Source organism: Mesorhizobium sp. AR02 (genome assembly GCF_024746835.1).
GTDB lineage: Bacteria > Pseudomonadota > Alphaproteobacteria > Rhizobiales > Rhizobiaceae > Mesorhizobium.
Window position 1 is genome coordinate 681,775 of the sequence record NZ_CP080530.1, and the last position, 12,878, is coordinate 694,652.

The 12,878-nt window shown below is 62.6% G+C and carries 8 protein-coding genes and 1 pseudogene; 8 read left to right on the forward strand and 1 reads right to left on the reverse strand.

Features of this window, described 5'->3' with window-relative positions; all coding sequences use genetic code 11:
* Positions 1-70: 70 nt before the first annotated feature.
* From DBIPINDM_RS03135 to DBIPINDM_RS03165, 7 genes and pseudogenes are all read left to right on the forward strand, one after another.
* A complete protein-coding gene (locus tag DBIPINDM_RS03135) occupies positions 71-5,146 on the forward strand; it encodes a helicase-related protein (protein ID WP_258580720.1) in 5,076 nt (1,691 codons plus the stop codon).
* Between the two features lie 326 nt (positions 5,147-5,472).
* Positions 5,473-5,661: a hypothetical protein gene (locus DBIPINDM_RS03140; RefSeq protein WP_006205775.1), complete on the forward strand. Its 189-nt coding sequence runs from the start codon at positions 5,473-5,475 to the stop codon at positions 5,659-5,661.
* A gap of 420 nt (positions 5,662-6,081) precedes the next feature.
* Positions 6,082-6,552 carry a MucR family transcriptional regulator gene (locus DBIPINDM_RS03145; protein ID WP_258580721.1) on the forward strand — a complete coding sequence of 157 codons (471 nt, stop codon included), beginning with the start codon at positions 6,082-6,084 and terminating at the stop codon, positions 6,550-6,552.
* 1,103 nt (positions 6,553-7,655) lie between these two features.
* The gene (locus DBIPINDM_RS03150) at positions 7,656-9,401 is read left to right on the forward strand and encodes a ParB N-terminal domain-containing protein (protein WP_258580722.1); all 1,746 of its coding nucleotides are present in this window, start codon (positions 7,656-7,658) and stop codon (positions 9,399-9,401) included.
* A gap of 94 nt (positions 9,402-9,495) precedes the next feature.
* Positions 9,496-9,972 (forward strand): hypothetical protein, encoded by a 477-nt coding sequence (locus DBIPINDM_RS03155; RefSeq protein ID WP_258580723.1) that lies wholly within the window; start codon positions 9,496-9,498, stop codon positions 9,970-9,972.
* Positions 9,969-10,853, forward strand: a complete 885-nt coding sequence (locus DBIPINDM_RS03160; protein ID WP_258580724.1) for a DUF7007 domain-containing protein — start codon at positions 9,969-9,971, stop codon at positions 10,851-10,853. The genes DBIPINDM_RS03155 and DBIPINDM_RS03160 overlap by 4 nt, the downstream gene beginning before the upstream one ends.
* A pseudogene (locus tag DBIPINDM_RS03165) lies at positions 10,853-11,175 on the forward strand (hypothetical protein). The gene DBIPINDM_RS03160 and the pseudogene DBIPINDM_RS03165 overlap by 1 nt, the downstream one beginning before the upstream one ends.
* Before the next feature lie 13 nt (positions 11,176-11,188).
* Here DBIPINDM_RS03165 and DBIPINDM_RS03170 read toward each other — a convergent pair.
* Positions 11,189-11,497: an alkylphosphonate utilization protein gene (locus DBIPINDM_RS03170; RefSeq protein ID WP_258580725.1), complete on the reverse strand. Its 309-nt coding sequence runs from the start codon at positions 11,495-11,497 to the stop codon at positions 11,189-11,191.
* Positions 11,498-12,012: 515 nt separating this feature from the next.
* Between DBIPINDM_RS03170 and DBIPINDM_RS03175 the strand changes: the two genes are divergently transcribed.
* A complete protein-coding gene (locus tag DBIPINDM_RS03175; RefSeq protein ID WP_258580726.1) occupies positions 12,013-12,600 on the forward strand; it encodes a hypothetical protein in 588 nt (195 codons plus the stop codon).
* The last annotated feature ends 278 nt before the right edge of the window (positions 12,601-12,878 follow it).

The following is a 12,878-nucleotide window of genomic DNA, read 5'->3' on the forward strand; positions in this document are numbered from 1 at the left end:
TGCCGCCGGTCCTCCGGCCGATCCGCTCGGTCGGAGGTTTGCGCGCGGCTTCTCGCAAGGAACTATCTCAATGTCCAACGACGACCCCTTCACGCTCGATCTCTTCGGAAATACTGCACTCTCGTCAGGCCTCGGTCTTGGCGTCACCGCCTTCGGCGACGATCCTTCGCCGGCTCCTGTCGAACCAGAGCCGAAGACCGGTCCCCAAACTGCTCCCGGTTTCCCACGGGTAGACACATGTGCGGCTCGAGGGGAGAACTTCTTTCTCGTAAGCGACCGTGGGCTGGCCCGTGGCTGGAAACAACGCGCCCGCGACAATCTCGCTGCGATCCGTCTCGCTGCCGATATCGAGGCAGCGGATCGTCCCGCGACAGTGGAAGAACAGGCTCGGCTGATCCGGTTCACCGGCTTCGGTGCATCCGACCTTGCAAATGCCGTGTTCCGCCGCCCGGGCGAGAACGGGTTCCGGAAGGGCTGGGACGAAATAGGATTGGAGCTGCAGGATGCGGTGACGGGCCAGGAATATGTTTCGCTCGGGCGCTGCACGCAGTACGCGCATTTTACGCCGGAGTTCGTCATTCGGGCAATCTGGGCGGGATTGCAGCGTCTCGGCTGGCGCGGGGGCCGTGTGCTCGAGCCCGGCATTGGCACGGGCCTGTTCCCGGCGCTGATGCCCGAAGACCGACGGAGCGTGAGCCATGTCACCGGTGTCGAGATCGATCCCGTCACGGCGCGCATTGCCAGGCTGGTGCAGCCTCGTGCCCGTATCGTGAATGGTGATTTCTTGTGCACCGACCTGCCTGCACATTTCGATCTTGCGATCGGCAATCCGCCGTTTTCGGATCGAACCGTGCGCTCCGATCGGGCGTATCGGTCGATGGGATTGCGGCTGCATGACTACTTCATTGCCCGGTCGGTCGATCTGCTGAAGCCAGGGGCTCTTGCCGCCTTCGTCACCAGTTCGGGCACGATGGACAAGGCAGACAGCACCGCGCGCCAACACATTGCGAAAACGGCTGACCTGATTGCCGCCATGCGCTTGCCCGAAGGCAGTTTCCGAACGGACGCCGGCACGGACGTCGTGGTCGACATCCTCTTTTTCCGCAAGCGCAAGGTCACCGAGCCCGAAGGTGATCTGTCCTGGCTCGACATCGAGGAAGTCCGCCAGGCGACGCAGGATGAAGGCGCCATCCGCGTCAACCGCTGGTTCGCGCGCCACCCGGATTTCGTGCTCGGCACGCATGCCACGATCTCGGGGCCTTACGGCGAGGCCTATTCCTGCCTGCCCCATCCCGGTGTCGATCTGGAGCGGGCGCTCACCGCAGCGATCTCCCTCCTTCCGGAAGAAATTTATGACGGCGAGCCGGACGAAATTGATCATGACGCCGAGCCCAGTGCCGATATCGTCGATGCCCTGCCGGCAGGCGCCGGCGTGCGCGAGGGCAGTTTCTTCGTCGCGAAAAACACGGCCCTCGTCCAGATGATCGATGGCGCTGCTGTAACCATCACCGTGCGCAAGGGTAGGGCGAGCGAAGGCGTGCCGGAAAAGCACGCGCGCATCCTCCGCAAATTGATCCCCATCCGTGATGCCGTGCGTGAAGTCCTGAAGGGCCAGGAGTTCGATCGGCCCTGGAAGCCGGCCCAAGTCAGGCTGCGCATCGCCTGGTCGAATTTTGTGCGCGACTTCGGCCCGATCAACACGACCGTCGTTTCCACCAGCGAGGACGCCGAGACCGGTGAGGTCCGCGAAGTGCATCGCCGGCCGAACCTGCAGCCCTTCCTCGACGATCCCGATTGCTGGCTGGTCGCCTCCATCGAAGACTACGATCTCGAAACCAACACCGCCCAGCCGGGTCCGATTTTCACCGAGCGCGTCATCGCGCCGCCCGCGGCACCCATCATCACAAGTGCCGCCGATGCGCTTGCCGTCGTGCTCAACGAACGCGGCCATGTTGACATCGATCACATCGCCGAGCTGCTGCATGAGGATGTCGATGACGTCGTTGGCGAACTCGGCGACGCCATCTACCGCGATCCGGAGACCGGTTCCTGGCCAACGGCCGACGCCTATCTCTCCGGTCAGGTCCGCGACAAGCTCAAGGCCGCAAAAGCCGCTGCCGCACTCGACCCCGTCTTCGAGCGCAATGTCCGTGCCCTGGTCGAGGTTCAGCCGGCCGATCTTCGGCCTTCCGATATTACCGCCCGTCTTGGCGCACCATGGATCCCCGCCGCCGATGTCGTCGCCTTCGTCAAGGAGACGATGGGTGCCGAGATCAGGATCCATCATATGCCGGAGATGGCATCGTGGACCGTAGAGGCGCGGCAATTCGGATGGATGGCGGCCGGCACGTCCGAATGGGGCACCGATCGCCGTCATGCCGGCGAGCTCATAGCCGACGCACTGAACAGCCGGGTGCCGCAGATCTTCGATACGGTGAAGGAGGGTCCTGTTGAAAAGCGCGTGCTCAATGTTGTGGATACGGAAGCCGCCAAGGAAAAGCTGCAGAAGATCAAGACCGCTTTCCAGAGGTGGATCTGGTCCGATCCCGACCGCACCGACCGGCTGGCGCGGGTCTATAATGACCGCTTCAACAACATCGCCCCCCGAAGATTCAACGGGGATCACCTGCAGCTTCCAGGCGCCTCCGGCGCCTTTTCTCTTTATGGGCACCAAAAGCGCGGCATCTGGCGCATCGTCTCGGCCGGCTCGACCTACCTCGCCCACGCCGTCGGCGCCGGCAAGACCATGACGATTGCCGGGGGCGTCATGGAGCAGCGCCGGCTTGGCCTGATCGCCAAGGCCATGTTGGTCGTTCCCGGCCATTGCCTTGCACAGGCGGCCCGCGAATTTCTGGCGCTCTATCCGACCGCGCGAATCCTCGTGGCCGATGAGACGAATTTTTCTTTAGCCAAGCGACATCGCTTCCTGTCGCGTGCGGCGACCGCCACTTGGGACGCGATCATCATCACGCACAGCGCCTTCCGCTTCATCGGCGTACCGTCGGCATTCGAGCAACAGATAATCCAGGACGAGCTGGAACTCTACGAGACGCTGCTGACCAAGGTCGACAGCGACGACCGCGTCTCGCGCAAGCGCCTTGAGCGGCTGAAGGAGGGGCTCAAGGAACGGCTGGAGGCGCTGGCGACCCGCAAGGACGACCTGCTCACCATCTCCGAGATCGGCGTCGACCAGATCATCGTCGATGAAGCCCAGGAGTTCAGGAAGCTCAGCTTCGCCACCAACATGTCGACGCTCAAGGGCGTCGATCCGAACGGCTCGCAGCGGGCCTGGGATCTCTATGTGAAGTCCCGCTTCATCGAGACCAAGAACCCGGGCCGGGCGCTCGTGCTCGCCTCCGGCACGCCGATCACCAATACGCTTGGCGAGATGTTCTCGGTGCAGCGCTATCTCGGTTACGAGGCGCTGCTTCAGCGCGGCCTGCACGAGTTCGACGCCTGGGCTTCGACCTTCGGCGACGTCACGACTGAACTCGAATTGCAGCCATCCGGCAAATACAAGCCGGTGACGCGCTTCGCCACCTTCGTCAACGTGCCGGAGCTGATCGCCATGTTCCGCTCCTTCGCGGATGTGGTGATGCCGCAAGACCTTCGGGAATATGTGAAGGTGCCGACGCTTTCGACCGGCGCACGTCAGATCATCACCGCCAAGCCGTCCGCGGCCTTCAAGCGCTACCAGACGGTGCTCGACGCCCGCATCAAGGCCATCGAGGAACGCGACCGTCCGGCAGAACCTGGTGACGACATCCTGCTCTCGGTTATCACCGATGGCCGGCACGCTGCTATCGACCTGCGCCTGGTCGATCCGGACAATGACAATGAGCCGGACAACAAGCTCAACGACCTGATCGGTAATGCCTTCCGTATCTGGCAAGAAACAGCGGTAAGCAGCTATGTCCGCGCCGACGGCAAGCCGTTCGAGCTTCCGGGCGCAGCGCAGATGATTTTTTCCGATCTCGGCACGATCAGCGTCGAGAAAACCAGAGGCTTCTCGGCCTATCGCTGGATTCGCGACGAGCTGATCCGCAGGGGCGTTCCGGCATCGGAAATTGCCTTCATGCAGGATTTCAGGAAGTCGGAGGCCAAGCAACGCCTGTTCGGTGATGTGCGGGCTGGAAAAATCCGGTTCCTGATCGGCTCCTCCGACACGATGGGCACCGGCGTCAACGCGCAGCTCCGCCTCAAGGCGCTGCATCATCTCGATGTGCCGTGGCTTCCCTCCCAGATCGAGCAGCGCGAAGGCCGTATCCTGCGGCAGGGCAACCAGCACGAAGCCATCGATATCTTCGCCTACGCCACGGAAGGATCGATGGATGCCCAGATGTGGCAGAACAATGAGCGCAAGGCCCGGTTCATCGCGGCCGCCCTGTCCGGAGACATGTCCATTCGGCGGTTGGAGGATATGGGTGAGGGGCAGGCCAGCCAGTTCGCGATGGCCAAGGCGATCGCCTCGGGCGATCCGCGTCTGATGCAGAAGGCAGGTCTGGAGGCAGACATTGCTCGTTTGGAGCGCCTTCGCGCGGCCCACATTGATGACGAGCACGCCGTTCGGCGGCAGATCCGCGATGCCGAGCGCGATATCGAATATTCGACCCGGCGCATCGGCGAGGTCGGGAAGGATATCGAGCGGCTCGTGCCGACGACCGGCGATGGGTTCAGCATGGTGGTCGGGGGCGAGGCGTTCACGCAGCGCAAACTCGCCGGTCGTGCGCTGATGAAGGAAATCCTGACCCTCGTGCAGCTTCAGCAGGATGGAAAAACCACTATCGCCTCCATCGGCGGGTTCGACTTCGAATATTCCGGCGAGCGCTTCGGCAAGGACGGCTACCGCTATGCCACCCTGCTGATGCGCACCGGCGCCAATGATGAGATCGAGCTGCCGGTGACCACCACGCCGCTTGGTGCGATTTCTCGCCTCGAGCATGCCTTGGCCGGCTTCGAGGGCGAGCAGGTACAATACCGCCAGCGTCTTGAGGATGCCGAGCTCAGGCTCACCTCCTATCGCTCGCGTCAGGGCGGCGAGTTCGGATTCTCTGGTGAACTGGCCGATAAGCGCCGGCAGCTTGCGGAAATCGAAGCCGATCTTGCGTCTTCGATTGATGGCCAGGACCGGCGTGAAGCCGCATAGCAGGCTCGATACAGGCTGCCGATCATTGTCAGCCATTGACCGGCGGCAAAGGTTCAAGGCCGCTCGGGTGCAGGCGATGCAGGAGGCGCGCCGAACTGCTTACCCATGTTGATGCCACGTTTCGGTCATGCACGGCTCCGGCCAGCCAGACCACATGACGTCACGTCAAGAATCAGCTAACTGGATCATCGCGGCGGACCTGATTGGACCGTCCGGCCGGCGCCTGCCAGAGCCCCCCGCAAAAGCAGGCGCCGGCCTTTTAGCGCTTGAAAGGCGAGCAGTCATATTGTTTCGTCTTGTCCCCATCCAGACACGAGGCAGTTGCGATGGACGACACCAAAGGCGGCGCAAACCACACGTCCGTTGAGATAGTCGAGGCCATGGGCGAGTGGTTCGTCCGTGTTGTTGGGAACGGCGAAGAACTTACCCGATCATTCGACCTGGAATCGGTCGCCCTTGCCTTCGCGGAAGGCCAGCGGATACGCCTAGGGCTTAAGGACTTCAAGCGGATCTGACCCGACTTCCGCGTTCACACCATAGCCGCCTAAATTCAGTTTGCTATCGATCCGTTGCGGATGCTCCCATGTCGTGCCGATCAACTTCCGTTCTTCACAAAAAGACGGCAGGACCAAAGTCTTGCGCCATGCGAGCAAAGGTCTGACGTAACCGCCTTGGTTCCGTACTTGTCCGTTGGACGTTCCGTTATTTTATATAATCCGCATGTAATCGGCCCGTCACTTGGATGGCTGACGGGCCGCCTGTTTTATTGGTCTACAGCTTAGTCACGGCCAAAAAGAACGCGTCAACTTCGGCGTCGCTCTCGCCCAGCGCCGCAAAGCCGGCCGCCATCATTGGCCTAGAATAGATCAGGCCCAGTTGCGTACTGGACATTACTCAAATAGAGATGGGACAAATCAGACAAAAGGACCGACACATTGACAGAAGAATCCGACCACCGCGCCGCCGAACTAGCCGAGCTTACTGCGGAGATTGTGTCCGCCTACGTAAGTAAGAACCCTGTACCGGCTACCGGCCTGCCTGAACTAATCGCATCCGTGCACATGTCTCTGTCCGGGCTTGGTACGCCGATCGCGCCTGTCGTTGAGCCGCAAACTCCCGCGGTCAACCCGAAGAAGTCGGTGACGCCAGACTTCATTATCTGCCTCGAAGACGGCAAGAAGTTCAAATCCCTGAAGCGACACCTTAGCACGGACTTCGGTCTGACGCCGGACGCCTATCGCGAGAAGTGGGGCTTGCCGCGCGACTATCCGATGACGGCTCCGAATTACGCCGCTCAGCGCTCGCAACTGGCGAAGTCCGCCGGGCTTGGCCGCAAGGCTGAACCCGTCGCACCAGCCAAGAAGGTACCTGCGAAGCGGAAAGCCAAAGTGTCCGCCACCACCTGACGCTACGTAACGACTCAGCTATGTCGAGGCGCGGCGGATCCCAATCCCGCCCGTGGCCGGCGCCATTCGGATAAGCTTCGGCGAGGGCGCCGGCCTTTGTTCTTAGCGTGGCGGAACTCGCCGGGCGAAGAAACCCCAACCACCTCAAGCCCGGCGAGCCTACACCTGATCAAAGTTCGCGATCAGGACCGGGATCAACCGGCACCACGTCCGAAGCAAGAGCAATGCCAGCACTTTGGTCCCGAAATGGAACAATACCGGGGTCCCCGCTAGCAGCCGGGTTTCTCTTCAAAGAGAACAAACATAGAACAAAAACCTTGTGGGCTCTCGCCACGGAGCCGCCGCGCCGAGACAGAGAACCATCCAACGACCTGCGAGCGCTGATTGAAGACAGCATACGCGGCGTTCGGCAAGGTCCTCTACGAAGTGGCCGAAAACAGCCGTGACCATGATAGAGCGAGCCGAGTTGAGGAAATGGCGCGGCTGGCCATCTGCGCCTATCCTGCGATCAGGGAAGGCAATGCTTGGCTAAGGCCCGATATCTTTTAGAGTTCGAGGCGCGCGGCTTCGCTCAACGATGTGGAAGGGTTGAGATAGACTGCCTGGTAGCCTCCATCAGATGGTTCGGAGTTCGCCGGTCGACGTCTTTCCGGAACGTTTGTCCTGCACGAGTTCGTAGCTGCCTTCTGACCATGAATGGGTGACCTCATGATCACAGCGCGACAGCTTCGAGCCGCTAGAGGGCTCCTTGCGGCGTCCGTAGGTTCAAAGACGTTAACCTCCAGTTTGCCGTGCTAAACTTTCCGCTTATCTCCATACCCCGGTCTACGTCGCAGGGATGAGGAAAGGAAAACGGAGGAAGAATAAAGCCCGCTCGCAGATCGGGCGGGCCGGCGCCGCTGACGCTCAACCGCGCCGCTCGCGATCCCGGCCGCGTCGTCCTGCGCAGGGCCTAAGAGCCCCGCTCGGCCAGCCGGGCAGGGATGCTCGGCCGCGGTTGCACCGGCCCGTCCGCTCCGCGGGCCGGGGGATGTCTTCGGGAAGAAGACGAGGAAGGACACAGCGAACGGCGGTGTCCGCAAACCCCTTGAAGGAGCATCTCCATGGAACTGAAGTTTGTCGATCCGCGTGCGCTGAAGGATAACCCTGACAAGGCGCGACGCTCGAAGTCCAGTCCGCAGGCCGACGCGCTGCTGCTGGCCACCATCCGCGCCGTCGGCATCGTGCAGCCGCCTGTCGTCGCGCTGCAGACGGATGGCGGCAACAGCTACGTCATCGATGCCGGCCATCGTCGTGTGCGGCAGGCGATTGCCGCCGGTCTGGAAGAGATCGCCGTGCTGGTGATCGATCGCGCCGAGGATGGTGGCGCAATGCGGTCGCTAGCGGAAACGCTCGCTCATGAATCGCTCAGTCCCGTCGACCAATGGCGCGCGATTGAGCGACTGATCGCGCTCGGCTGGACCGAGGAAGCGATCGCCGTCGCTTTGGCGCTTCCCGTCCGCCAGATCAGGAAGCTGCGCCTGCTCGCCAACGTTCTGCCGGCCATGTTGGACCAGATGGCCAAGGGCGACATGCCCAACGAGAAGGAGTTGCGCACCATCGCGTCGGCTTCGCTTGATGAGCAGAAGGAGGTCTGGAAGAAGCACAAGCCGTCCAAGGCCGATCCGCAGGTGTCGTGGTGGAGCGTGGCGCAGGGCCTGACGAAGCGTCGCATGTGCGCGCGCGACGCCAGCTTCGGGGACGATCTCGCTCAGGCCTACGGCATTGCCTGGGTCGAGGATCTGTTCGCTCCGGCCGACGAGGACAGCCGCTATACCACGGATGTCGAGGCCTTCCTTGGCGCGCAGCAGGAGTGGATGGCAAACACTGTGTCCAAGCGTGGCGTGATCGTGGAAGCCGGTCAGTGGGGCGAGCCGAAGCTGCCGCCCAAGGCCGAGCGTGTGTACGGTAAGCCGTCGAAGTCCGATCACACCGCCATGTATCTCGACCGCGACGGCAAGGTGCAATCGGTCGTGTACCGCATGCCGGCGGCCAAAAAGCCCAAGGGCAAGAATGGCGCTGATGTTGAGGCCGATGGCGATGATATCGTCGTTACGGCAAAGCCGCGTCCGGACGTTACGCGCAAAGGCATGGAGATGATCGGCGACCTGCGCACCGACGCGCTGCACGAGGCGCTGTCGCGCGCACCGATCGGGGACGACACGCTGATGGCCCTGCTCGTTCTCGCTTTCGCCGGCCAGAATGTGACGGTGGCATCCGGTGCCCGCGACATCTCCTATTACGGGGCCGCAGGCCTTGGCGAACATGCCGCGCGCCTGTTCGACCAGGACGGCAAGATCGAGTTCGACATGGAAACGCTGCGCATTGCCGTGCGGTCCTTGCTGATCGACGTTCTGTCCTGCAGGGAGAATCGCTCGGACAGCGGCATTGTCGCCCGTGTCGCCGGCGACGTCATCGCCGCCGACAACTTCCTGGCCAACATGGGGACGGAGGATTTCCTGTCATGCCTGTCGCGGCCGGCATTGGAAGCCGCCTGCGCGGATACATCCGTCCTGCCCCGTCAGAAGGTCAAGGATACCCGTGCGGCCCTGGTCGAGCACTTCAAGGAAGGCCGCTTCGTCCACCCGTCGGCGCTGTTTGCGCCCACTCCGGAAAAGCTCACCTCCTGGCTGAAGAAGAACGAGGCCAGGGAACAGCCTGAGGACAACGGCACGCCGGAGGACCAGGACGAGCTCGACGGCGATGCGGTTGTCGAGCCCGCGCACGACTACGTCGGCGAGGACCCCGCTCCGCAGGACGAGGACCTCACTGACGGACAGATCGAGGCTTACAAGGTGGCCGCCGAATAGCAGCGCGCGCCTTCTTCCTTCCATTCGCATTCCCGCCGCCGGTGACCTAATCGGCGGCGGTTTTGTTTTCACCATGAGCAACACGGAGACCATCATGTCGGCTCAATTGATCTATGACCTCGTTCCACTCGGTTCGCTGGTGAATTATTCCGACGGAACACCACGCCCGCCAGAGCGGCATCGCAAGAAGCTCGCCGCCTGGGAGAACCGGAACAGCGGCGGCCGGCTGATCCGCAAGCAGGCCGAAGCCCGCGTCGGCAGTACAACGCTGCCCGCCTCGATCACCCTGCACAAGGCTGACTATGGCAGTCAGGGAACCATTGTGCTGCGCGTCCACCAGACGTTTTCGGTGAACAGCGACCTGAAGTTTTCGGTCAAGGAGCGACCCGCCATCGGCACGGTTCTCGTTCTCGACCGCGCCGGCGACGATGCGGAGCTTGTCCAACTTGCCGCCAATCGCACGGCCGCCGAGGAATGGCTTACTCGCCACGGCTATCCGAACGCGGTGTTGCAGCAAGTCACGGCCGAGACCGTAGCGGTGGATGCTGTAGAGGGGAGGACGGCAGCATGACTGCGCGAACTTCTGAAACCCATGTCGTCGAAACCCCCGGTTTTCCGGGAGTTTCTTTTGGCAGAAGCGCCGATGGGCTTTGCGTTGCCCTTGTCGGTCAGCACGCCTTCGCCATGGCTCCAGCCCGCGATGGCCGGCACTATGTTGCCACGGGCTGGCGTATCCGCCGGCCCATGGCCGAATGGACGCGCAGCGATTTCTACGGTCATTCTGGAGAGCTTGCCGACGAGGCGGCGTTTCGCGCGCATGTCGACGAGAACGCCCTTCACCAGCAGCAGCGCGCTGCTCTCGGACGTCGCGAGATCCACTCCCGTGCCCACACGCCATGGGGAACGTCGCAGGGAGCGACCGTCTATGCCGAGGGCGTCGTGGCTCACTCAACGGCAGGCCATGGCGGGTTCCATCTGTCGGCGGAGCGAAATCGCAAAGTCCATGACATGCTCCGTGCCAATAGCGGCTGGTATGAGGAGGACTGTCATTGGGCGGCCGTCGCCCAAGCCTTCCCGCGGCTCTTCACGGACTTCGAGAAAGCTGGTGCGGAAAAGTCGATCCGCGACTGGTACCCGGATGCCTGGGAGGCGATCCACGGGAGGGTGCTCGAACCCGGCCAATCTGCGAAAAAGGACGAGCGGGCATTTTTCGAGAAGCATACCGATGACTGGGTCGTGGTGTCGGCGATCCGTTCCAGGCACCAGGCCGGGTTCACCGAGGTTATCGCGACCCCTGGCGGCAAGCGCGGACCGGGCACGGAGGAACGTCGCTTTCTCGTTGCGACCGACGAATACCATGTCGGCCGCTTTGGATTCGTCATCGATGTTGCACGCCACCGTGTCTATGGCGGGTCATCGAGCTTCACGGATTGGCAGGGGAGGGACACATAATGTCTATCCCCGATCGCCGCGCAGAGCTCTTTCGCATGGAGGAGGCTCGGCGCCAGACACAGTGCCAACTCGATATGATCGACCGGCAGATCATGAGGCGGATGACGGCGATCATTCCGCGGCTCAGACCTCATGTGCCGGCTATCGACGCGGGAGGGGCCTGGAGCAGGCGATGTTTCTCGAACGATATCGGGCCAACCTTGCAGCGATCACACTGGAGAGGCAGCACGAGATCGACGCTCTCTCCCGCAAGCTTGCAAGGCAGGATGCTGCAATCGAGGCGCGTCGTGCCATACTGCCACCGGACCTGATGCGCGCCTGATACCGCGACCTGGTCAGCGCTTGCGGACGAACTCCGTTCGCAACACCAGCCCCTTGATCGCATCATGCCGACAGTCGATTTCTTCGGGATTGTCGGTGAGGCGGATCGACTTGATCACCGTGCCCTGCTTCAGGGTCTGGCCGGCACCCTTGACCTTGGGGTCCTTGACGAGGACGACGGAGTCGCCGTCGGCGAGCACGTTGCCGGCGGCATCGCGCACTTCGATGCTTCCGGCAGAAGCTGCAATGGCAGCCATCTCCGACGCTGGTCGCCATTCCCCTGTCGCGTCGTCATAGACGTAGTCGTCGTTCTGATCTGTCATCGCTGCCCTCGCCTCGGGATTGAATGCAGTGCGCTGTCAGTCCGACCTGGGAGCAGGCCAAAGATCTGATCCGCAGCGGCGGACCGGCGCAGCTCATCTATACCAGCAGGAGCCGGCGTTCAAACCACTGTCGCCCCTCGCGCAGCCTAGCGGGCAGGCGGATCGTGTGGCGGCGGGAATTGAACGGTGCATTTCCTCCCGCATGCCGATGTCAGAATTCATCCCTTGCCGGTCTTCCCGGCGGGTTTGCTGCGGTCTGAACCGGCGGCTGTCCGCTTCAAGGCCGCTATCGCGCCGCGGAGCGGCCGTAACCCGCCGATCTCGGCAAGGCTGGCCCGCGTCCCGCGCAAGGCCAGTGAAGGACTGGCCCCGCTTGTCCGCAAGCCAACCTCGCTCGCCTGGCAGGCTCCGGACCCTGAAGCGTCCAGCTTCCGCCGGTTCCTTTTGACCGCACCCGCAGGGAAGACCGGCAAGGGCCGAAACACCTGAAGGGCATCGCTAGAAAGGATCGCATCATGTCCAGTTCAACCCGCTCCACCAAAGCCAAGGCCCGCGTCGTCCAGCTCCGCAAGAGCACAACCCTCGAAATGGTCCGGCTCTGCTGCCCGGATGGCCACCAGGCCACCCTCATTTCCGAAAGCTTCGGGCTCTCCATCCTCGACAGCGACGGCATCCGTGAATTCCATGAGCGCAGTCTGATCGAAAGCGCCGATACGCTCTCAGAGGGTCTTTCCGAAAAGGCCATGCAGATCCACCTGCAAAGGATCGTCGGCTCCCATGTCGGTTCGGCCTATGGAGCAGGCCAGTTCTACTCGAAGGCCGTCACCGAGGCGAAGGATGCCACGGCCAAGCTCGCCAATGACACCCGCGACGAGGACATTGACGGTCCGGTCGGCTTCGACAGCAAGGCCCAGCGCAAGCGCGAATTCGCCGCCGAAATGGGCCTTCAGGCACATGCCCTGCGCATGGCCGCCGAGGGCGCCGTCGCCGCCTACGAGCACGTCGTTGGTGAAAGCTGGAAGCCCTACGAACGCCAGACCGAGAACCCCGGCCAGACCGTCAATCGTCAGGCAGCCGATCTCCAGATGGCGGCCCTTGGCTAAACCCACAATGGGGGGAGCTTCGGCTCCGCTCTATCCTCTCACACGGAGGCTGGTGTCCCTTGGGGGCACCGGCCTCTTTGCGTGTGCCAAAGATGGAAATAGGCCTGTCGCCCAGACCGCGCCAATCGCGGCCGTCACGAATGATGGTCCTGCTCCGGTCCTCGTGCCGCGAAACGGCTGCGCCGTCCTCCACTGACGTTGCGGCCCGCAAGCGATGATTCTCAGCTTCCCCATCGATCCTCTGCGGGTTCGCGGACCTGCGGTCCTGCGCGTGCGGA

What these genes read in the sequence shown, in the direction of transcription:
- DBIPINDM_RS03155 (WP_258580723.1), top strand. Translation starts at nt 9,496, where the DNA reads ATGTCGGCTCAATTGATCTATGACCTCGTTCCACTCGGTTCGCTGGTG.
- DBIPINDM_RS03175 (WP_258580726.1), top strand. Translation starts at nt 12,013, where the DNA reads ATGTCCAGTTCAACCCGCTCCACCAAAGCCAAGGCCCGCGTCGTCCAG.
- DBIPINDM_RS03150 (WP_258580722.1), top strand. Translation starts at nt 7,656, where the DNA reads ATGGAACTGAAGTTTGTCGATCCGCGTGCGCTGAAGGATAACCCTGAC.
- DBIPINDM_RS03140 (WP_006205775.1), top strand. Translation starts at nt 5,473, where the DNA reads ATGGACGACACCAAAGGCGGCGCAAACCACACGTCCGTTGAGATAGTC.
- DBIPINDM_RS03170 (WP_258580725.1), bottom strand. Translation starts at nt 11,497, where the DNA reads ATGACAGATCAGAACGACGACTACGTCTATGACGACGCGACAGGGGAA.
- DBIPINDM_RS03135 (WP_258580720.1), top strand. Translation starts at nt 71, where the DNA reads ATGTCCAACGACGACCCCTTCACGCTCGATCTCTTCGGAAATACTGCA.
- DBIPINDM_RS03160 (WP_258580724.1), top strand. Translation starts at nt 9,969, where the DNA reads ATGACTGCGCGAACTTCTGAAACCCATGTCGTCGAAACCCCCGGTTTT.